Origin of the sequence: Methanosarcina sp. 2.H.T.1A.6 (assembly GCF_000979455.1) — an archaeon.
GTDB lineage: Archaea > Halobacteriota > Methanosarcinia > Methanosarcinales > Methanosarcinaceae > Methanosarcina.
In genome coordinates this window covers 157,271-177,033 of sequence record NZ_JJOY01000024.1, presented here as the reverse complement: position 1 = coordinate 177,033, position 19,763 = coordinate 157,271, and the positions used below count along the sequence as shown (strand labels likewise).

Genomic DNA, 19,763 nt, shown 5'->3' with positions numbered 1-19,763 from the left:
TCGTAAAAAAAGCTGGTTTAAAAGTTGGTTTTAAAGTTGGTTTTAAAGTTGGTTTAACTGAAATTTTAAAGAAGTTCAAAAGCCTGGCTTTTCTTCCAGTGGTTCAGCCATCTGCATGCAGTGCCAGAAAAGCTCCTTTCCCCAGCCTAAAGCTTTTTCCTCTGTGGCTATAAGTATCTGGTCCCTCAATTTGCCATCATTTTCGAAAAGTTTAAGCGCGAGGAGCCTGTCAGTTACAACAATTGAGGGAATAGGTGCGGGTTTTCGGCAGACAAATATTTTTGAATTCTTATTTTTGGACAGCCTGTCAGCTTCTTCCGGATAACTGGAAAACAAGCGCTCTATAACATTTTCTGTCATGCAGAGAACCTGCTTCGTGCCATTTTCCGCAATGCCTGCATAAATGGAAGGGGCTTCCGGATGAAAGTAGGATACAAAGGTAAAGATCTCTTTTGAACTCAGGAGTTTTTCCAGGAGAGCTTTAGGGGTCTCAAACAGATGTTCCGCATCAGGCTCAAGCAGTTCGCAGTATCCAAGTTCGTCAATTCTCTTCAGAAGGAAATCGGGAATCTGGGTTAAATCACGGGTCTTCCAGTATTTGTCATTGACTTCAAAAACCTCAATCGAATTCAGGAAAGGCTCCAGATTTTCGACTATTATTTTACCTATTTCGGACAGACTGTAGACTTTCTTTACCTCGGTTATCAGGTGAGCATCCATCATTTTTTTAATGTGCGGCTGGATCGAGCCAGCATCTATGTTGAGCAACTCTTTGATTGTATCGATATCTCTTGGCTCTTCCCTCAGGAGAAGTAAAAGATCTTTTCTCCTATCAGAAAAAAGGATGAGATTAATAAGTGATTGTTTCATCTGTTCACCTGCAGTTTGCCCGTTATTTCTATATATTTCCTAAAAACGTTTTTGTTTTTGATCTCTAAAAAGATTTATTTTTGAGCCCAAAACGTGTTTATTTTTGAGCATAAATATCCTCTATGTATTTGTGTCTATTCAAATTTCAGGACTCCACAGTTAATTGTTGGCTAGTAGAGACATCTCTTGAAAACAAACCCAAGAATATACAAAAGTTAACCAATAATTGCGACATTTGAAAGAAATAGGAAATCATGTAAGGAGAAGAAAAACAAAATAAAATCGGAATAAAATGTTAAACAGGAAGAAATAAAAAACAGAAGAAAAAATAGCAACCTGAAGAAGATTTATTCTCACTGGAGCTGTGAAACCACTGGATCCAAACATATACTTTTGTAGAAAATGTACATGCTCAAAAGAATCTGCACCCACGTTTGAGAACTTAACTGAGAATTTAACTGAAAACTCAGATGGCACTCTAACTAACAGTTCAGTTGAAGGTTCGGCTGCAGGCTCTATTAACAGTCCAATCACTATAAGCAACCTGATCAGAAACGCAATCGGGATGGAGTTTGTCCCTGTACCCGCAGGAGAATTTGATATGGGTTCTCCTTCCCATGAAAAGCGCCGAAAGCTCTGGGAAAGCCCTGTACACAGGGTATCTCTAAAAAAACCCTTTTATCTGGGCAGGTATCCGGTTACGCAGGAACAGTGGAGTAAAGTTATGGGAAATTCTCCTTCATATTTCAAGGGTGAAAAGCACCCGGTTGAAATGGTTTCCTGGGAAGAAGCACAGGTTTTTATCCGAAAACTTAATGCCGTTGAAAATACTGGCGAAAAAAGCTCAGTCTACCGCCTCCCCACAGAAGCCGAGTGGGAATATGCAGCAAGGGCAGGAACCACAGGCAGCCACTTTTTCGGTGACTGCGAATCCAAACTCACAGAATATGCCTGGTTTCTCGAGAACTCCGGGCTTGAAACTCACCCTGTAGGTTTGAAAAAGCCAAATCCCTGGGGACTTTATGATATCTACGGAAACGTAGGGGAGTGGGTACAGGATGAGTACCACATCAGCTACAAAGGGGCGCCTTCAGACGGCCGGGCATGGGAGAGTCACTTCCCAGGTATATCGGTTCCTGTACGAATAAGGAGGGGCGGAGGCTGGAACGGAAATGCCGGATGCTGCAGGTCGGCTGAAAGGCTTTTTGCGGCGCAGGATCGGAGGCTTAACAGCCTGGGATTCAGGGTGGTCAGGGAAGTATAACTATCGAATAGTACTCGCTGGCACAATTTTCAATCATTAACTTGTTATCAAGACCCCGTTTTTTTGGCTGAAACACCTGATTTGTTCGTCATTTTGTATTTTTGACGAAGCATGCTAAATCGAAGTTATATTTCTATATCCTTAACTAGAGACTATTGATTCTTCCTGGAAATTTGAAAACCGAAAATACAGAAAAAAACTCTGCTGCCGGAATGCTTTTCTATATCATTTTTCCCTGAGTTTTGCACCCTTGACCCCTACCCGTTTATTCTCAGGTAGGGGCAAAAAAGGAGTTTCAGGTGCTTTCGACGATTTAGGAGGCGATTTTATATTTGCGTCTGTCGGGTAGAGACACTTATCTATACGACTAACTAATATTTAATACTTTTGTTTACTTTGTTGCTACTTGGTATTAATTATATACACGATTGTTATACGTGCATCGAACCATGAATTTTCGGGAAAGTTTGCGGTTACAGGTTGATAAAAAAATTAGAAGTAAGTCCATGAATCAAAAATCGCATAACATCTGAAAAATCAAAAATCGGGAAAACAGAACAGACATTCAGTGAAACAAAAATCGGGAGAACAAAAGTATTTGAAAAAAGTTAAGTAGTATCCAATCTTCAGGTAAAATGGCGAAGAGATGAATAACTCATATGTCTGCCTTTGAGTGAACAATAGGTTTTGAGAAGGGAATATGATGTCGTTTCGAGATATAAACCCCGAAGAACTTGAGTTCCTTGTGAAAAAAGCCCTTGAGCTGGAGGCTGTTGACGCAAAGATAATTCCCACCTATCAGGTCTTTGTAGAGAAAAGAGTGGTCTTAAAATGCAGAGGGTGTATAGGGTACGGAAAAAAACTGACCTGCCCACCGCACGTACCTACTGTTGACGAGTTTCGGGAGATACTTAAAGAGTACAGGTATGCCCTGCTTGTCAAATTCCGGTCTCCTGCAGTTGCAGATACAGAGATAGCAAAAGCCCCTTATAAGACCTGGCTTGACCCTGCCGAATCTGACGAAACAAGGGAAAAAGCAGGAAAATTCTGGTCCGATTATTTTGACTACAGCAAAAAAATGCTACTCTCAATGCTTGAGCTGGAAAAAGCAGCTTTTAACGAAGGTTTTACCTTTGCAGTTGCCTTTGTTAACGGTTCTTGCAGGCTCTGTGAGAAGTGCAACGTGGAAAAGGGAACCTGCCTCCACTCAAATATGGCAAGGATCCCGGAACATGCTGTAGGAATCAATATGAAAAAGACGGCGGCAGAAGCAGAAATGCCCATAGTGTTTCCTATCAAAGGGCAGCCTGAACCGATGTCCATCCTCCTGATCGACTGAAGCCGGGAAAGAAACAGTTTTAAACCCAGGTCCTTATATTAAATTAGGGTGTTGCACAGTTGACAGGTCCGAAAACTCAGAACCAATACCGTAGCAGTAGCTCTAAATTTATTTCTGTGAAAAAGAAAACAGTCATCAGAATTTATATCATCATAGGCTGGTTGATGATTGCATTAACCATGATGACTGCAACTGAGGTGGTATCTTATGATGAGACCAAGTACTTTTTCTGGACAGTGCCAGTCTCAACAGCCGTACTTTACCTAATATATGTGAATGGAAAGCCTTATCGGATGCCAAAAGAAGAAGAGATAAAGTCAATCCTTGCTCTCGTCTTTACTTTCTTATGTTTGATGATTGCATTTTTTGCGGCTATTCTAATAGGGCACTGAAGGTCGTTAAAGAGCCGGATTTTTTTCCTTATTCGGCTTCTCAACTTAAAGATTTTCGCCATCAACTTAAAGAGTTCCACGATCAAATTAAAAATTCTCACCAAATAAATAGGTAGTGCCGACCGTATTGAGCAAAAATTTCCCCGGCATCTCTTCGGCAAATCGGTTTATTGCTTTCCAGCCTGTGCAGTGCATGGGCACGACATAATCGGGGTTGATGCGTTTCATTTGGTCAATGGTGGGCTGGATGATGGGGTCAAAGAGCTGCCCTGTCAAGTGAAAACCTCCCAGGACTGCATGGACCTTATCTGTGCCTGTTATTTTCTTTGCATGTTCTACGGTATTGATAATCCCTGCATGGGCACAGCCACTGATGACAACAAGCCCTTTTCCCTTCAATTTTATCACAAGTCCCTGGTCATCCCGGAAAGGGTCAGTTATCCAGTTTCCGTCAACCTTTGCCTCAGCCCGGGGGAATCCTTTTTCAAATGGGATTTTGCGCTCAATCTCTCCAGTTGTGTGGATAAGGCCGTTAGCAATCGGAAAAGCTTTTTCGGACTTTACGGGAACAGCTCCGGCTTCTTTCATAACATCTTCGTTGAGTACAGGTATTGGAACCGGGCGCCCGATTGCAGGAATATTCAGGCGGCGTTCAAGAAAGGCGTCTGGATGAAGAATCAGCGGAATTCCAGGTGTGGCTCCTTTATCCCTTTTCTCACTTATGAGCTTCAAGAGCCCGACAAGCCCGAGAAAATGGTCAGGGTGTCCGTGGCTCAGGACAACGACTTCGATGCTGCCGGGATCAGCCTTCAAAAGTTCTATATTATTCAAAAGGCAGGCAGGAGTTATGGCTGCATCCATCAGCACGGTATGTTCCTCAGCCCCTGCATAAACTTTGATTAAACAGGAAAGCCCGTGTTCGGCGAGAAGGATTTGCGGTAAAGGTATCTGCGGTCGTTTGTATACACCTGTGCTTTCTACTAACAGCATATCCGTATAATTGTCCATAAAAACTGTTATTTCCAGCCGGTCGGCTTCCCGAATATTCAGTTCATTCATATATACACCCAGCAGTTTAGTCTTTCTAGCCGTTTTTAGTCAATTATATCCAGGTTTATACAGGGCTGAAGGGCGTGAATCGTTATAAGTTTTTCAAAATAATTTGTATTGGTATCGGCAATATTTTAACCGCCTGAGCAGGATTCCCCTTCCTCATGCAGCTGTTTTCAGGAGAGTCTCATTTTTTTTGGCAGGTAAGGTGTTCCGGTTTTCGGATACAGGAGATATAGAGGGCAGGCAAAAAAAGGAAACTTCCGGGGAGAGGGTGCCCCGTAAAGCTTAGGTAGCGATCTGCTGAGCCACGACGAAGCCGATAGTGACTTCAACGTCTTTGCCGGTGGTCTCTTTCAATCGTTCGCTAGCTACTGTGGCGATATCCGGAGGAATTTCTCCCCCGGCTTGATACCCCACTAAAAAACCTACTTTTACCGGTTCATCCAGCAGGAGGTCTGAGGGTGTATATTTGACGTTTATAGCCTCACTCCGTCCAATCCCAGCTTCTACATACTCAGGTTCTTCGAACATATCCCACAGCTCCTGGTCAACCTGCTGTTTAACCAGAGAGGCCTGGAAGGAGGTGTAAGTGACAAGGGCGAGAACTACGGAGAGGAGGGCGATTAAAATTACGAGGACTGCTGCGCGTGAGATCACCGCGGCGCGGGCACTACCAACAGCCTTTTCCTCAGCAGGACGAAAGCCGGAAAGCCAGAACAGGATGAGGGCAGATACGTTGATGGTCAGCAGGTTCACGAGCACCAGTACAGCCGCTGTTATCGCCACGCCGTAGAATCCCCAGGCAAGCCCGAGCCCCGATGTTGCGGCCGGGGGGACGAGGGCCACGGCAATTGCCACTCCCACAAGGGTAGACCCGGAGCCCCGCATAATGCTTATGGCACCGGCAAGTCCTGAGCCCAGTGCAAGGAAGAGGGACAGGAAATTCGGGCTGGTACGTTCGGCAATCTGGCCTATTTCACGGATATCGAGTGCCGGCGGCAAAAGCAGCGTTCCCTTCATGATTGCACCTATCACGGCAGCAACTGCGATTGCAAGCAGGAGCCCTCCCACCTGTAGTTTTACCCCACGGGAGGCAAGTTCCCGCTCATTGATGACTGTCCCGACGCTGGCGGAGATTGCCGGGCCCATGAGCGGGGCAACGACCATTGCCCCTATGATTGTTGCAGCAGAGTCAAGCAGCAGCCCTCCCGTAGCGATAATAGTGCTTAGAACAAGGAAAGCAAGAAATGTAGAAGTGGCAGGTGCGAGATCTTCCGCACGTGCTATGAGTTCTTCCCGAGAAATGCGAAGTCCGGAATAACGTTTCTTTAACGCTTCTAAACGTGAGGAAACAACCGTCTCGGGTGACAGGACGATTGTATAAGCGTTCTCACTGATTCCCGCCTCACGCAGCCTGGCCATCACCGGTTCGACGCCGATAGGAGGTATGGGGAACTGGACCAGGGCTTCGAATTCCCCTCTTCCCGTTTCATCCCACACCGCATAGTCGATCTTTTCGTCGTCAAGCACAGCCAGTACTGGCTCCCGCTTCCCTTCCGGAATGAGTACCTGTACAATACGCATAATGTAATTTCCGCTACTATAATATATATATTTATTTTTATTTAATCGTGTTTGAAATTCAGTAGACAGTAAATAATTAAAAAAGACGGACTTATCTAAATATGTTAAAACTTAAAGAAGAAATCCTTTGCTGCTGCAAAAGCTATGGCAAAAGCTACGGAAAAAGCCGGACAAGAATGCAAAAGATGAGTGTTTTGGATACTACACTCATTAGTCTAAGGATAGGAATTAGCAATAAAAATGAGTAAAGGGTTATGGCAAGGTTTCATGGAATATTTTTTTTCCAGCCAGGGCAGCTCTATGAAGCAGGAAACTACCATAAGGCAAGCCGGAGTCAGAGGAGCCGGATCTGCTGTCCCTGTAGCTTAATCGGTGATCTGCTGAGCCACAACAAAGCCGACAGTGATCTTAACGTCTTTGCCGGTGGCTTCTTTCAGTCGGTCGTCAGCTACCCTGCCAATATCCGGAGGAATTTCTACCCCGGCTCGATATCCCACTAAAAAAGTCACCTCTGCCGGTTTACCGAACAGGAAATCTGAAGGCCCATAACTGACTTCTATGCTCTCTCCCAGTATAAACTCTGCTTCTGCATACTCAGGTTCCTTGAACATTTCCTCCAGTTCCTGGTTAATCTCCTGTTCAACCAGAGCGGCCTGGAAGGAGGTGTAAGTGACAAGAGCGAGAACTATGGAGAGGAAGGCGATTGCAACGGCGAGGACTGCTGCGCGTGAGATCACCGCGGTGCGGGCACGACCAACAGCCTTTTCCTCAGCAGGGCGAAAACCCGAAATCCAGAACAGGATGAGAGCCGATACGTTGATAGCAAGCAGGTTTACAAGCACCAGCACGGCAGCTTCTATCGCCACGTCATAGAGTCCCCAGGCAAGCCCTAGCCCCGATGTTGCAGCCGGTGGGACGAGAGCCACTGCAATTGCCACCCCCACAAGGGTAGACCCGGAGCCCCGCATAATGCTTATGCCGCCGGCAAGCCCCGAGCCCAGCGCAAGGAAGAGGGACAGGAAGTTCGGGGTGGTACGCTCGGCAATCTGGCCTACTTCGCGGATATCGAGTCCCGGCGGCAAAAGCAGAGTTCCTTTCATGATTGTACCTATTACAGTAGCAACTGCGATTGCCAGCAGGAGTCCCATCACCTGCAGTCTAACCCCGCGGACGGCGAGTTCCCGTTCATCGACGACTGTCCCGACGCTGGCGGAGATTGCCGGGCCCATGAGCGGGGCAACGACCATTGCTCCTATGATTGTTGCAGCAGAGTCAAGCAGCAGCCCGGCCGTAGCAATAACAGTGCTTAGAATAAGAAAAGCAAGAAAAGTAGAAGTCGCAGGTGCAAGATCTTCCGCACGTGCTACGAGTTCTTCCCTGGAAATGCGGAGTCCTGAATAACGTTTCTTCAACGCTCCCAAACGTGCGGAAACAACTGTCTCAGGTGACAGGACGATTGTGTACGCATTCTCACTGATTCCCGCCTCACGCAGCCTGGCCATCACCGGTTCGACGCCGATCGGCGGTATGGGGAACTGGACCAGGGCTTCGAATTCCCCTCTCCCTGTTTCGTCCCAGACCGCATAGTCGATCTGCTCGTCATCAAGCACAGCCAGTACCGGCTCCCGCCTCCCTTCCGGAATGAGTACCTGAACAATACGCATAATATAATTAAATAATTATAATATATAATATATATTGACTGATTTGAAATAGAATAGAAAGTAATCTCATGTCTACAGCCCGACTACTCTAAATATATAGAGGGAAAAGAAAAATTGAATTTATTATGATGTGTACTGTACACAACAAGGAAAAAAATAGCGGATTTCATGAAATAAAAATTGAACTGGAATATTACCCAATTGTAGAATTTGAGATTGTTTTGAGAAAGCTTGAAGGCCTGAATTTTGTGTTTTAGAGGTAAAAATGGAAAATATACTTCTCACTATTTTGCAATTGATCCTGTTCGAAACCCTCTGCGTCACAGGCTCTCTGATCCTTATCGGCTTCATCCTGGGGTTTATTGAGAATAGAACCAACTTCTATATCCAGAGCGTTTTTGGTCTGAAAGGAATTATGATTACAGCCTGGATAGGCACCCCAATCCACGAACTTGGCCACCTGCTGATGTGCTATCTTTTCAAGCATAAGGTAAATAAATTCAAGCTCTTTAACCTGAGACCCCGGGACGGAATCCTTGGATACGTCAATCACAGCTGGAACCAGAAAAGCCTCTACCAGAACATAGGAAACTTTTTCATAGGTATGGGCCCCATATTCAGCGGAACCTTTACCCTGGTCCTCGGAATGTACCTTTTCCTGCCTGATTCTTTCGCCACTTTTGCAAACTATCTGACCCTTGGCTCCGGCCAGTTTGACTACCGGACATTAGAAAGTATTTTCGTACTGACAGCCCAGCTTTTTAAAAGTATTTTTTCGGCAGAAAATTTAACCTCAGCCAGTTTCTGGATCTATTTTGCCCTTGCAATCGCGATCTCTTCCCACATAGCCCTGAGCAAAGAAGATCTTAAAGGAGCAGGAAGAGGTCTGATTACAATATTTTCTTTCATTTTGCTGGTAAATGTGATTGCCCTGCTCCTAAATATTGATTTATCCGGTTGTTTCACGGGTATTCTGGCTCTCAATGTTTACCTGGTGGCATTTTCAATGGTTTCGGTTGTGTTTTCTTCGATCAGGCTGGTTTTAAGTGCTTTTGCTTATACTCTTGTGTCCAGAATCATGTGATGTACAGCAATTTCCTTCTCACAGTCAGGCGTAAAATTCTGATTAAATGTAGAATTATAGTTTGAATGTACCAGAAAATAGAAATTGAGAGGGAAATAAAAATCTACAAAGAAATAATTGCAAAATTTAAAGAGTTACTAAGCAAATGGAAAGAGTTCAGATCAGTAAGATCCATAATAGAGGATATATTCAAATTGGCGAAGAAAGCATCCTCTATGGAGGATTTGCACAGATATACGAGGATTTCTGTTCAAAAATACTGTTCTTTAGCTGTACTTTTAGTGGAGATAGAAAAGTTAAAGGTTTTAAGAATAGGAATAAGGCTAGACAGCATCTTTCAAAGCATGACAGAGACACAAATGCTGCAATCAATATCAAAAAATTCTCTCTTCAAGATTAAAATCTGATAGTAATCTGACACCTGCGGAACGCAGGGGATGGGCTTGTGGACTTGCGAACAGTAGTTCGAGGGATGAAGCAAGAAGCTCCTTCCTCGCTTTCATCAGAAAGCAGGGAGGGTTAGTTCACACGTTAAAAACAAAAATGTGTCCGTATTTTAGCCCTTAAGGCGCTCACATTATATACTCTGCATTCATGCCTTTCTTCATAAAAATCCATTTCTCCAATATAATGGTGATCTTTTTGTCTTCAAAACTAAACCGTGAAACCTTCATCCGGTCTATTGCAGACCTTCTCAGAAAAGCGGAAATCGAGCTTCCCGATGATGTCCTTGACGCGCTCAGGAACGCCGAAGCCCGGGAAGAAAATCCTGTTGCAAAATCCCAGCTCCAGGCAATCCTGAAAAACACCGAAATTGCAAAAAACCATGGGGTTCCTATGTGCCAGGACACAGGCATCCAGATCTTTTTTGCCGAGCTCGGGTCCGAGTTTCAGCCTGGTTTTGACCTGGAAGCTGCGATAAGGGAAGCAGTTGTCCTTGCAACAGCCGAGATTCCTCTCCGTCCTAATGCCGTGGACCCCCTTACCCGCAAGAACAGCGGGGACAATACAGGAGTCGGAATTCCGGACATCCACTGGAAACTCGTGCCTGGAAAACAGCTCAAGATCACGGTTGCCCCGAAAGGTGCGGGCTCGGAAAACATGAGCGCACTCAGGATGCTGAATCCCACCGAGGTTGGTAGTATCAAAAACTTCGTGCTTGAGACCGTGGTAAACGCAGGTGGAATGCCCTGCCCCCCCCTGACTCTTGGAGTGGGGATCGGAGGTTCTTTTGATAAAGCCGCCAGGCTTGCAAAAGAAGCCCTTCTTGAGCCTCTCGACACCCGGATGAGCAGCTTCGAAAAAGAAATCCTTGAAGCGGTAAATGCTCTTGGGATTGGCTGTATGGGCCTGGGGGGCAGCACAACCGCCCTTGCCGTACATGTGAAAACCGCACACTGCCATACGGCTTCCCTTCCTGTTGCTATAAACATCCAGTGCTGGGCGAACCGGCATGCTTCAGTCGTGTTCGGGGGGGAGGAATAATGGAACATCACCTGCAGACCCCGCTGAAGATAGAGGATATTGAGAATCTCAACGCCGGAGACATAGTATATATCACAGGAGAGATCCTGACAGCCCGGGACGAAGCCCATGCCAGAATTCTTGAAATCGAAGAAAAAGGAGAAGAACTTCCTTTCTCCCTCGAAGGAGCCGTAGTCTATCACTGCGGTCCTCTTATGCAGCAGACCGCGAAAGGAGAGGAGGAGGAATGGAAAGTCGTATCCGCAGGCCCCACAACCAGCGACAGGATGTCAAAAATGACCCCTCCTCTGCTGAAAGCCCACAATGTTCGGGCAGTTATCGGAAAAGGCGGAATGAAAAGCGTTGCCTCTGCACTAAAAGACAGATGCGTCTACCTTGCATATACAGGAGGCTGTGCAGCCCTTGCCGCCGAACTGATAAAAGAGGTGAAAACCGTCCACTGGCTTGACCTTGGAATGCCTGAAGCTGTCTGGGTGCTCAGAGTGCAGGAGTTCGGGCCGCTCATTGTAGGAATCGATACAAAAGGGAAAGATATTTTTGCAGAGGTAAGAGAAAAAGCTGAGAAAGTGCTTGAAGGGATGCAGAAGTAAAACCAGCTCTCTAAGGTGGTGCAGTCCTAAAGTGATGTATCTTAGGCAGTACATTCTTCCCGGTCTGCACAGGTTGTCTCAAGTTGTCTCAGGTTGTACCGGCTCTCCCGGCCAAGCCCTGAGAAATACTTTCTCTGCACCCTGAAACCGCTGTTTAATTCTCAGAAAATATAAGCGCCTCCGCCAGCTTGTCTGGCGGCCCTTCCCAAAAGATAAATGGAAAGCAGAAGGGAGAAAAAGTAAAAGGATAGAATAAATTCCGTATTGTTTGATAAACTTACAGATTTTTTAGGCTTCTTTTACTACTGGCTTTTGATCTATTTTCTATTTACTTTTCTCTTTTTCTCTTCTTTTTCACTGGAAAGGCCGCTCTCCTGCGTCGAGCGTGAAAAAACGACACAGTATAGTGAATAAGGTTATATGTGTCAGAGATATTTGTAATATAGTCAGAAACTGCTCACAATTAAAAAATAAAGAGGTAAGATAGAAAGCTATCCACCATTACATTAAAAACTTTTTAATTTCATTTTTAAGAATAGCTTTTCTTTCTTCAAAAAATTCATCAAAGTTCTCAAATTCCAAACTGACAGTTTCAGGGATATAATTTTCAGCTTTAAATTTACTGATTTCAAGAGGAGAACAGGTATCTTCTAACCATTGTTTAAATGGTATTTTGTTTTTACTCTCATTTTCTTCCCCTTTCATCAGCTGTAAATTCGGAAGCATATCTTTTTTGTCCTGCCACTCACTCCATTTTTCAGCAGGTATTCCAAATTTCTCGAACTTGGAGTTTATAAACATACTTACAGGATGAATATGATCCTGATGGAACTTTATTTGATCGAATTTTAAACTCGGATAAAGAAGTGAAAGTACCATAAAAGTATAGGGTCCTTTCTTATATTCCAGGATGTCTTCGATGTCGTCTTCCATAATTTTCAAGGATTTATTTCCAGGCAAATTAGTCTGCAGAAGCAAATCAAAAGAGAACTTATTACTCTTTAGTACATAGTTTTCATCTTTTTTCTCTCTCATTACTTCTCTAAAACTAGACAGCACCTGATCACCCTGACCACCATATGCCTTTCTTAAAAGAGCATGAAGGATGTATCTTCTTTGTCCTTCCAACGAATCAGGAGAGTCATTTCCTTTTTTCATATAGTGGTAAGCAATCGGGATAACAGCATTTTGTGATGTAAGATTTTCCTCGTTAAAACCAAACTTAATCAAAACGTCAATAGACTTATCAATAGATGCTTTTATGTTATCCCATTCAGCTTTTATTTTGTCAATGTTTTCTTTCTTGAAGCTTTTAACCTTAAAAAGCACAGGACAATCAGTTAATACAAGGCACGAACGCATTACAAAATCATTGTTGAATCGGAATCCATCACCCTTTTTATTGATCTTGAGGAGAAACTTCTCTATCTCATCTCTACCTTTTTCCCAATTTGCTACTATTGTTGAAAATAGCAGGTCTGTCTTTGATAGGATAGTTCCTCCACTGTTTACTCTTACAAATATGTCAGATATATCATCCAGAGATTTATCTTCAACCTTATAATACAATATTGACTTATCTTCCACTAGTTTCTTATGCAGAGTTCTTAATGTGTATTTTATTTCTCTTCGCTTCTCTTTGAGAAGATCTTCGATTTCCTCAGAAACAATAGTTGTTTCAAATAAATTATCATAATGGTAATCTATATCCGGGTCGTTTCCCCAAGTTAATACATCTCTTATAAGAAACCAGAAATTATCCTTGTTTATTCTTTTAGCTTCGGAATCATCAAGGAACTTGAATTGATAATTTTGATCTTCTCCTTCGCTTAAACTGGATGGTTTAAAAAGGTTCAAATAAAACATTCTTTTAGAGAAAGCAGCATCATTTTTCCACTGAGCATATGGTTTTTTGTATGCATAAGTTCCCTGAAGTGCAATATACATAGAATTCAAACGCTGCTGACCATCCAGAACTCCAATAATTTTTTCTTTTAACTCCGGTTTGGGAGCAATGTCATTGTATACCTTATCTCGCTCGTGGTAATCCTGCATAAATTTATAAAATGTGTATTCATCCTTATCATTACCTTGAACAATCCAGAAAAGAAACATTCCAATAGGATATCCCTTCATAATAGAATCAAATATATTTTCAATTTGTTCAGGTTTCCAAACAAACTTTCTTTGAATCGCCGGAAGATATACTTCATTTCTTCCTATCATTTTTATTATTTCGTTAATCGTGTAACTGTTGTCCATTTTACCCTTCCGAATATTTATGGAAGTCAAAATGTAGCAGACTTTAATATAATTTACTAATTGAGTTGGCATTCAAAGAAAAATCTATAAATAATAGAGACAAGTCGTTGAGCCATTCAAGAAGCTCATGGCTTTGTGTGATGAACTTATAATAAAACTCAGAAAGGTGCAGGAAGATACGGATTTTTTATTTGGAGCCGGCCATTATTTTCTTACTCAAAAACGTCATTTACACCGGGATTCAAGATATAACTGGTCTGACGATTCAGGTACCAGAGGTTCGGCCAGCACCCTGAAGTGTTCAAAAAGTTCCTGACCCCACCGCACGGCATTTTCCCCGAAAATAATCATACTGTTGTCCTCATTTCCATCGTTTTTCCCTGATGAAAAGTATGTAAGGACCATTGTATCAGTTACAGCAACGGTAGGGGGAGTAATATCGTTATCCAGGACATATATGTCAGAGTTTTCAAAAAGAAGCAGTGTATCAATTTCTTCTTTAAACTCTTCTGCGAATTTTTCAAATATCAGTTGAGTAAGTATAACCGATACCTTCAGCCCTTTTTTTGCATGCTCTGCACAGATGATCGGGTAGCTAAGATCAGGGTATGAAATAATAAGGAAAATCTGTTTCGAGCTGCAAAAAGCTTCAGTCACTTCCTTATACATTGAAGAAGCATCATCGCCGTAATAGCGGGAAGGGAAATATGCCATAAGTTCTTCCATTAGCTTAAAAAATACGGGGGAAATTCCACCGGGCTTAACGCCTGGCCAGTAATCGTAATCGTCCTCAAGCAGCCTGAAAGCTGTTACAAGAGATTCCATTCTTCGAACAAGGATTTTTCCCGGAAGGGAGAGGCTGTATACCCTGTCTTCCTGAACAACAAGCCCGTTTTCATTTAACCTTTTGAGCTGGAACAGGATTGCAGCCGGGTTGGTGCCAAGTTTGGAGTTGATTTCTTCGATGGTCCTGGGCTTCTCTTTTAGAAATAAAAACAGATCTGTCTTCTTGGAAGACAGAAGAACTGTGACCAGAGAAGAGCTCATCAGTTTTACTGCAAAAGCTACGGATATATAGTTTTTCTTCAGCAATATTATAGTTCCAGTATAAACGGGTTCATTTAGGAGGGACCAGGATTTCAGGCGGCAGGAAGATCGAGATGATTATGCCGAATATTGTTATAATCACCAGCCCCAGGAGGGTAGTTCTTATCCCCTGAATGCGGGCGATTTCGTTAATCCTCAAGATTTCCTGTGTAAGGTCAGGGGGAGCATCTTTCAGGACAGCATTCAGTTCTTCATCACTCAAAAAGCGCACATTCTCTTCTACTGCCGATATAAGGTCGGGCTTGAGTTCCTCCGGAATGGCAGTACTGTCATCGATTAAGGTAATGGCTCCTGCTGCCAGGCCTGCAACCAGGAGAGAGCCCATAAGCGCAGTCCCGATGGCCATGCCCAGGTTCTGGAAAGTGCCCATCAGGGCAGCCGTCTCACTTGTCCTTTCAGGCACTACCTGGGAAAGCACGAGGTTCATTACCTGGGACGCTATAAGCCCCCCGCCTATCCCAATCAGGGCAAAGCCGATCATAAGGCCAGGCCCTCTGACCTCCACGTCAATGGTTGCAATAGCCAGGAAAAGCCCTGCGAGAAGTATGATCAGTCCGACCTGGATGATGCGCTTCGGGGCAATGAAGATGGAGAGACGGGATGCAGTCAACGAGGCGACCAAAAGCGGTATGGAAAGAGGCAGGTAGACAAAGCCGGTCTGAATCGCGTTTAAGCCCAGGACGATCTGAAGGAAGAGGGCCATGCTGAACAGGAAACCTCCAAAAAGGAAGGTCTGGACCAGCTGGATAAGGATTCCCGATGTGACCCTGCGGTCCCTGAGCACGTCGAGCCTTACGAGCGGCATTCCTCCGCTGGTAATGATATGGCGTTCCCAGGCGGCAAAGCCCAGCAGGATAATGCCTCCTGTTGCAATGAAAAACGGAGTGGGGGAAAGACCGAACGGGGAAATATCAATCCCTGCTATGGAGAAAGTCTGGCGTGCATTCCACCAGCCGTAAGTCCCTGCCAGCAATATGCCAAAAACGATAAAACCCATCCCCAGTGCGGAGAGGATAGACCCAAATATATCCAGCTTCGGCTTTTCGTCGGCCTCAAGGGGTGCATCCAGGATGTAGCGGCTTAAAGCCAGGACAATGATCACAATCACAACCTCTCCGACAAAGGCAAGCCTCCAGGTGTATACAGTTGTCAGCCAGCCTCCTATGATAGGTCCGAGGGCAATTCCGCTTGCAACGACTCCCCCCAGTATCCCATAAGCCATGGCACGGTCCTCCCCATTGTAGTTCGAGGTCACAAGCGTCTGGATAGCGGGCATGACAAGGGTTGCCCCAAGCCCTTCAAGGATCGACCAGCCCACAAACAGTACAGCTATTGTCGGGCTGATTGCCGTCAGGAACGAACCCACCCCGTATATAACCAGTCCAAGCCTGAATGCCCGTTTCCTCCCGACAATATCCCCTATCTTCCCTCCGATGATCATCAGGGACGCCATCACAAGTGCATACAGGGTAATGGCTGCCTGGACGGTGGTTACGTCCGTATTGAAGTCACTGATAAGTGTCGAAATCGAGACGTTCATAATAGTCGTATCAATAACGAGCACGAACATTGCAAGCGTGAGTGCAACAAGTACAATCTTCTTTTCCACAGTAACCACTTCGGAACTGGAATAATAAGGGCAGCTTGATTATACCCTGGAAAAGATAATTCTTCATGTCAGTTCTACCCAAAAAACTGGTAGATCTACTATCAACTGATGGATCTACTAAGATCTGCTATCAACGGATAGATCTACTAAGATCTGCTATCAACGGATAGATCTACTAAGATCTGCTATCAACGGATAGATCTACTATCGTTACTCACTGGCTAAAATATTCTTCATAACGCGATGGGTCATAGCAAAAAGGAAGAAAATGAAATCCGAAGCTCTTTTCCATTTTTTGGATCATTATCGTTTATTGTCAGTTGATGTTTAATCGTGCCCGAATGCTCCCCTCACCCCCGGCAGCATTATATAGATGAGAATAAGGGAGTTCAGAATAACTGAAACGTTAACGTCATACCATGACCCTCCGGTAACCAGCAGCACGAAATCCACGCACAGGTTAAAGACGGTAATCACAGCCAGAAACATCCAGGCCTGCGGATCTACCTGCCAGAGCATCTGAGCCAGCCACACCCATATATAGGCGAGCAGGCCGTACAATAGTGCATACCATAGGTTAAAAATACGGATATCCAGAGGCCCCAGAAAGGGTAAAAATCCAAGAAACCGGAGCATTACAATACCGTTTAAAAACGCAAGAACTACAGCCACAAAGGTCAGAATAGTAACACCGATAGGTCTTTCCATATTCCTGTCTCCTTATTTTTGTCTCCTTATTTTTGTCTCCTTGTTTTTGTCTCGAAAACTCCTTCTTCAGGTCCGCATTTTTAGTCCTCCGATGACTGCCCCCATTCCCCCGACAATAAGGAAAAATCCGAATATCCACGGGAGAAACAGGGCTCCTGCCAGAGAGTTGATTAGAAGGAGTATGCCGAGAATTATGGTCAGGATACCAAGGATTCCCATTCCCCATCCTCCTCCCTTAAGTCCCCAGACAAGTTTTACAGCCCCATTGATAATAGCCCATGCTCCTATGAAAATAACGAAGAATGTGAGAACTATGAAAGGGCTGAAAATAGGGTACATCAGTATTACGATTCCTGCAATAATGCCCAGGATACCTGAAAGCAGTTTCCATAACCGATTCCCTGAGAATATAAACGCCCCTAATACGGAAAGAATTCCCCCTGCCAGCCAGAAAAGCCCCAGGATCTGTAAGAGATAGATAGTGGTTACTGCAGGTTTGTATAAAAGAAATAAGCCAATAATAATAGCGATAACCCCTTCCAGAAGAACTACCCACCAGGGTGCCTGCAGTATTTCATACCCCATCCCTTTACCAGCATCAATTGGCTGTTCTATAACATCAATTGGTTGTTCCATATAATTTATCTCCCCAATTTATTCAGTGCTTCAACCGATAATTCCCGCTACCAGAATACAGGTGTGAGCACAGCTAAAGAAACATCACTCATCCAGAGCAGGAAATTCCTGTTTCAGGATAATTTCCGGTATACTCAGGAATAACCAGAGTCAAAGAGAAGATTGCCTTCCCCCTCCACAAAGAAGAGCAATTTCCTCTTTCCGGGGCAGTTCATTGATTAAATTCACATCTGTACAGCTTACCCTTAATTAATCCCAAATAACCTCATTGTAAAAGGTGCTGATTGAGTGCATCTATTCCATCATTGAAAGCCCGGATATGACGCAGGCTGAAATAACTATTCATTTATCACTGCAGCATATGAAGACAGGATTTTTTTGGGATCTCAAATTCAATGTTAATTTCAATGTTAATTTCAATGTTAATTTCAATGCTAATTTCAATGTTAATTTCAATATCAAGATTAAGATTAATTCCCTTTCCCCATTCGACAGAAGACGAAGCAGTGATATATATAATTATATACAAATCATCAGATATAAACAAACTTATTATTAAATCTCAAAATAAAGGCTCTTTTATCCGGGAATAAAGGCTCGGTACCCACACACAAAGAAAATGAGAAAAACAGGTAAACAAGAAAACATATAAATGAGAAAAATAGGTAAACAAAGAAACATATAAAAGAGAAAAACAGGTAAACAAAGAAACAAGTAACAAGGAAACTGTTTAAATAGAATCCCATATTCCAGAGGATCAGTGATGAATCCGACAAAAAACCGGGATATTCCCCTTTATATATACCATGCAGGGCAGTGTGACCCGAAAAAGTGCACAGGAAGAAAAATGGCTCGCTTTGACCTTGCCCATATGTACGATAGGATTTCAAGGCTGCCTCGTTCAGCGATTCTGCTCGATCCTATGGCAGAAAAGGCCCTATCTCCTGCCGATAACCCCGGAAAGGGGATTATTGTACTTGACTGCTCCTGGGAAGAAGTCGAGAGGGTTTTTCCTGAACTGGAAAAGCTACACCTTGAACACAGAGCTCTTCCATATTTACTTGCAGGCAATCCTGTGAACTTCGGAAGGCCCTTCAAACTCAATTCTGCAGAGGCATTTGCAGCATCCCTGTACATTTTTGGATATAAAGAGCAGGCCGAAAAAGTCATGTCCAAGTTTAACTGGGGGCACAGCTTCCTTGAACTGAACAGGGAACCGCTTGAAGAGTATTCAACCGCAAAAAACAGCACTGAAATTGTGGAAATGCAGAGCCATTACATCTGAAGGCGGCTACATTTAAACGAAAGGCAAAAGAGAAAGGTAATTATCCCGGAGAGAAAAGCAATTATCCCGGAGAGAAAAGCAATTATCCCGAAGCCACTTAAATAAAGGAGCGCAATCTGACCGGATCTCAATTAAAAGGACTAAAAGGGCTAAAAGGGCTAAAAGGAGTTATGTACGGTGAAACCGTCAGTAAGAAAGCAGATAGGGGTTATAGGAGCCGGGACCTGTAGCAGTGAGACCAGAGCCCTTGCAGAAGCTGTGGGAAAAGAGATTGCAAAAAAGGGAGCTGTTCTTCTCTGTGGAGGACTTGGAGGAGTAATGGAAGCAGCAGCTTGTGGAGCAAAATTGGAAGGAGGAATAACCCTGGGAATTTTGCCCGGAGCACTTCGGGAGGAAGCAAATCCCTGGATAGATATAGCCATTCTCAGCGGAATGGGGCATGCCAGAAACGCCCTTATATCCCAGTCCTCGGATGCTCTTATTGCGGTTAACGGGGAATATGGGACTCTTTCGGAAATAGCTCTTGGCCTGAAGATGGGAAAGCCGGTGGTATTGCTTGAGTCCAGATGGAAAATCGAAGGCACAGAGAGCGCAAAAAGCCCGCTGGGGGCTGTAGAGCTTGCTTTCAGACTCATTGAAGAAGGGACAAAAGAAAAATAGATAAGAGGTATAGAGAAGAAGTGTGAAAACTTTAAGTAAAAATTCTGAGTAAAAAGAGTCAGGTAAAAAGGAAAAACAGGTAAATCAGGAATACCTGAACCTGATTATAATTACGGATATCAGAATATTTAGAGATTTGATCCAAAAATATATATTGCAAAAGGAAACTTC

Annotated in this window: 18 protein-coding genes and 1 pseudogene; 10 read left to right on the top strand and 9 right to left on the bottom strand. The window is 43.9% G+C overall.

What is annotated here, in order from left to right:
* Positions 1-75: 75 nt before the first annotated feature.
* Complete coding sequence (locus EO98_RS06735; protein WP_048141045.1) at positions 76-870, bottom strand: winged helix-turn-helix domain-containing protein; 795 nt, start codon at positions 868-870, stop codon at positions 76-78.
* A gap of 364 nt (positions 871-1,234) precedes the next feature.
* Here EO98_RS06735 and EO98_RS06730 point away from each other — a divergent pair, with 364 nt between their 5' ends.
* From EO98_RS06730 to EO98_RS06720, 3 genes are all read left to right on the top strand, one after another.
* Positions 1,235-2,134 carry a formylglycine-generating enzyme family protein gene (locus tag EO98_RS06730; RefSeq protein WP_048141042.1) on the top strand — a complete coding sequence of 300 codons (900 nt, stop codon included), beginning with the start codon at positions 1,235-1,237 and terminating at the stop codon, positions 2,132-2,134.
* 700 nt (positions 2,135-2,834) lie between these two features.
* Positions 2,835-3,473 carry a DUF2284 domain-containing protein gene (locus EO98_RS06725; RefSeq protein WP_235283634.1) on the top strand — a complete coding sequence of 213 codons (639 nt, stop codon included), beginning with the start codon at positions 2,835-2,837 and terminating at the stop codon, positions 3,471-3,473.
* 164 nt (positions 3,474-3,637) lie between these two features.
* Positions 3,638-3,865 carry a hypothetical protein gene (locus EO98_RS06720; RefSeq protein ID WP_156161046.1) on the top strand — a complete coding sequence of 76 codons (228 nt, stop codon included), beginning with the start codon at positions 3,638-3,640 and terminating at the stop codon, positions 3,863-3,865.
* An 87-nt stretch (positions 3,866-3,952) separates the two neighbouring features.
* On the opposite strand, the gene EO98_RS06715 is transcribed toward EO98_RS06720, so the two are convergent.
* Together EO98_RS06715 and EO98_RS06710 are read right to left on the bottom strand one after the other, a co-directional pair.
* Positions 3,953-4,924 carry an MBL fold metallo-hydrolase gene (locus EO98_RS06715; protein ID WP_048141037.1) on the bottom strand — a complete coding sequence of 324 codons (972 nt, stop codon included), beginning with the start codon at positions 4,922-4,924 and terminating at the stop codon, positions 3,953-3,955.
* A 279-nt stretch (positions 4,925-5,203) separates the two neighbouring features.
* Positions 5,204-6,502: a TIGR00341 family protein gene (locus tag EO98_RS06710; protein ID WP_048141035.1), complete on the bottom strand. Its 1,299-nt coding sequence runs from the start codon at positions 6,500-6,502 to the stop codon at positions 5,204-5,206.
* A 240-nt stretch (positions 6,503-6,742) separates the two neighbouring features.
* On the opposite strand from EO98_RS06710, the gene EO98_RS19375 reads away from it, so the two are divergent.
* Entirely contained in the window at positions 6,743-6,871 is a 129-nt protein-coding gene (locus EO98_RS19375) for a hypothetical protein (protein ID WP_255350262.1), read from the top strand.
* Here the strand turns inward: EO98_RS19375 and EO98_RS06705 are convergent.
* Complete coding sequence (locus EO98_RS06705) at positions 6,868-8,166, bottom strand: TIGR00341 family protein (protein ID WP_048141033.1); 1,299 nt, start codon at positions 8,164-8,166, stop codon at positions 6,868-6,870. The genes EO98_RS19375 and EO98_RS06705 overlap by 4 nt on opposite strands.
* Positions 8,167-8,431: 265 nt before the next feature.
* Between EO98_RS06705 and EO98_RS06700 the strand changes: the two genes are divergently transcribed.
* The 4 genes and pseudogenes from EO98_RS06700 to EO98_RS06685 all read left to right on the top strand — a co-directional run bounded on the left by EO98_RS06700 (position 8,432) and on the right by EO98_RS06685 (position 11,325).
* The gene (locus tag EO98_RS06700; protein WP_048141031.1) at positions 8,432-9,250 is read left to right on the top strand and encodes a hypothetical protein; all 819 of its coding nucleotides are present in this window, start codon (positions 8,432-8,434) and stop codon (positions 9,248-9,250) included.
* A gap of 86 nt (positions 9,251-9,336) precedes the next feature.
* Positions 9,337-9,657 (top strand): annotated as a pseudogene (locus EO98_RS19540) (hypothetical protein); the annotation flags it as partial.
* 235 nt (positions 9,658-9,892) lie between these two features.
* Positions 9,893-10,735, top strand: a complete 843-nt coding sequence (locus EO98_RS06690; protein WP_369799030.1) for a fumarate hydratase — start codon at positions 9,893-9,895, stop codon at positions 10,733-10,735.
* Positions 10,735-11,325 carry a FumA C-terminus/TtdB family hydratase beta subunit gene (locus EO98_RS06685; protein WP_048141026.1) on the top strand — a complete coding sequence of 197 codons (591 nt, stop codon included), beginning with the start codon at positions 10,735-10,737 and terminating at the stop codon, positions 11,323-11,325. The genes EO98_RS06690 and EO98_RS06685 overlap by 1 nt, the downstream gene beginning before the upstream one ends.
* A gap of 501 nt (positions 11,326-11,826) precedes the next feature.
* Here EO98_RS06685 and EO98_RS06680 read toward each other — a convergent pair.
* The 5 genes from EO98_RS06680 to EO98_RS06660 form a co-directional block, all read right to left on the bottom strand.
* Positions 11,827-13,587: a DUF262 domain-containing protein gene (locus tag EO98_RS06680; RefSeq protein ID WP_048141024.1), complete on the bottom strand. Its 1,761-nt coding sequence runs from the start codon at positions 13,585-13,587 to the stop codon at positions 11,827-11,829.
* Between the two features lie 225 nt (positions 13,588-13,812).
* Positions 13,813-14,634: a winged helix-turn-helix domain-containing protein gene (locus tag EO98_RS06675; protein ID WP_048141101.1), complete on the bottom strand. Its 822-nt coding sequence runs from the start codon at positions 14,632-14,634 to the stop codon at positions 13,813-13,815.
* A 70-nt stretch (positions 14,635-14,704) separates the two neighbouring features.
* Positions 14,705-16,303 carry an MFS transporter gene (locus tag EO98_RS06670; RefSeq protein WP_052734534.1) on the bottom strand — a complete coding sequence of 533 codons (1,599 nt, stop codon included), beginning with the start codon at positions 16,301-16,303 and terminating at the stop codon, positions 14,705-14,707.
* A 327-nt stretch (positions 16,304-16,630) separates the two neighbouring features.
* Complete coding sequence (locus tag EO98_RS06665; protein WP_048141022.1) at positions 16,631-17,011, bottom strand: hypothetical protein; 381 nt, start codon at positions 17,009-17,011, stop codon at positions 16,631-16,633.
* Positions 17,012-17,077: 66 nt separating this feature from the next.
* Complete coding sequence (locus EO98_RS06660) at positions 17,078-17,647, bottom strand: HdeD family acid-resistance protein (protein WP_200895241.1); 570 nt, start codon at positions 17,645-17,647, stop codon at positions 17,078-17,080.
* Positions 17,648-18,410: 763 nt separating this feature from the next.
* On the opposite strand from EO98_RS06660, the gene EO98_RS06650 reads away from it, so the two are divergent.
* Positions 18,411-18,932, top strand: coding sequence for a DUF367 family protein (locus tag EO98_RS06650; protein ID WP_048141018.1), 522 nt, complete (start codon positions 18,411-18,413; stop codon positions 18,930-18,932).
* Between the two features lie 177 nt (positions 18,933-19,109).
* Entirely contained in the window at positions 19,110-19,592 is a 483-nt protein-coding gene (locus EO98_RS06645) for a TIGR00725 family protein (RefSeq protein ID WP_048141016.1), read from the top strand.
* The last annotated feature ends 171 nt before the right edge of the window (positions 19,593-19,763 follow it).

Coding starts and splice junctions, on each gene's coding strand:
- EO98_RS06650 (WP_048141018.1), top strand. CDS start 18,411: ATGAATCCGACAAAAAACCGGGATATTCCCCTTTATATATACCATGCA.
- EO98_RS06705 (WP_048141033.1), bottom strand. CDS start 8,166: ATGCGTATTGTTCAGGTACTCATTCCGGAAGGGAGGCGGGAGCCGGTA.
- EO98_RS06680 (WP_048141024.1), bottom strand. CDS start 13,587: ATGGACAACAGTTACACGATTAACGAAATAATAAAAATGATAGGAAGA.
- EO98_RS06685 (WP_048141026.1), top strand. CDS start 10,735: ATGGAACATCACCTGCAGACCCCGCTGAAGATAGAGGATATTGAGAAT.
- EO98_RS06675 (WP_048141101.1), bottom strand. CDS start 14,634: ATGAGCTCTTCTCTGGTCACAGTTCTTCTGTCTTCCAAGAAGACAGAT.
- EO98_RS06735 (WP_048141045.1), bottom strand. CDS start 870: ATGAAACAATCACTTATTAATCTCATCCTTTTTTCTGATAGGAGAAAA.
- EO98_RS06660 (WP_200895241.1), bottom strand. CDS start 17,647: ATGGAACAACCAATTGATGTTATAGAACAGCCAATTGATGCTGGTAAA.
- EO98_RS06720 (WP_156161046.1), top strand. CDS start 3,638: ATGATTGCATTAACCATGATGACTGCAACTGAGGTGGTATCTTATGAT.
- EO98_RS06665 (WP_048141022.1), bottom strand. CDS start 17,011: ATGGAAAGACCTATCGGTGTTACTATTCTGACCTTTGTGGCTGTAGTT.
- EO98_RS06725 (WP_235283634.1), top strand. CDS start 2,835: ATGATGTCGTTTCGAGATATAAACCCCGAAGAACTTGAGTTCCTTGTG.
- EO98_RS06715 (WP_048141037.1), bottom strand. CDS start 4,924: ATGAATGAACTGAATATTCGGGAAGCCGACCGGCTGGAAATAACAGTT.
- EO98_RS06700 (WP_048141031.1), top strand. CDS start 8,432: ATGGAAAATATACTTCTCACTATTTTGCAATTGATCCTGTTCGAAACC.
- EO98_RS06710 (WP_048141035.1), bottom strand. CDS start 6,502: ATGCGTATTGTACAGGTACTCATTCCGGAAGGGAAGCGGGAGCCAGTA.
- EO98_RS19375 (WP_255350262.1), top strand. CDS start 6,743: ATGAGTAAAGGGTTATGGCAAGGTTTCATGGAATATTTTTTTTCCAGC.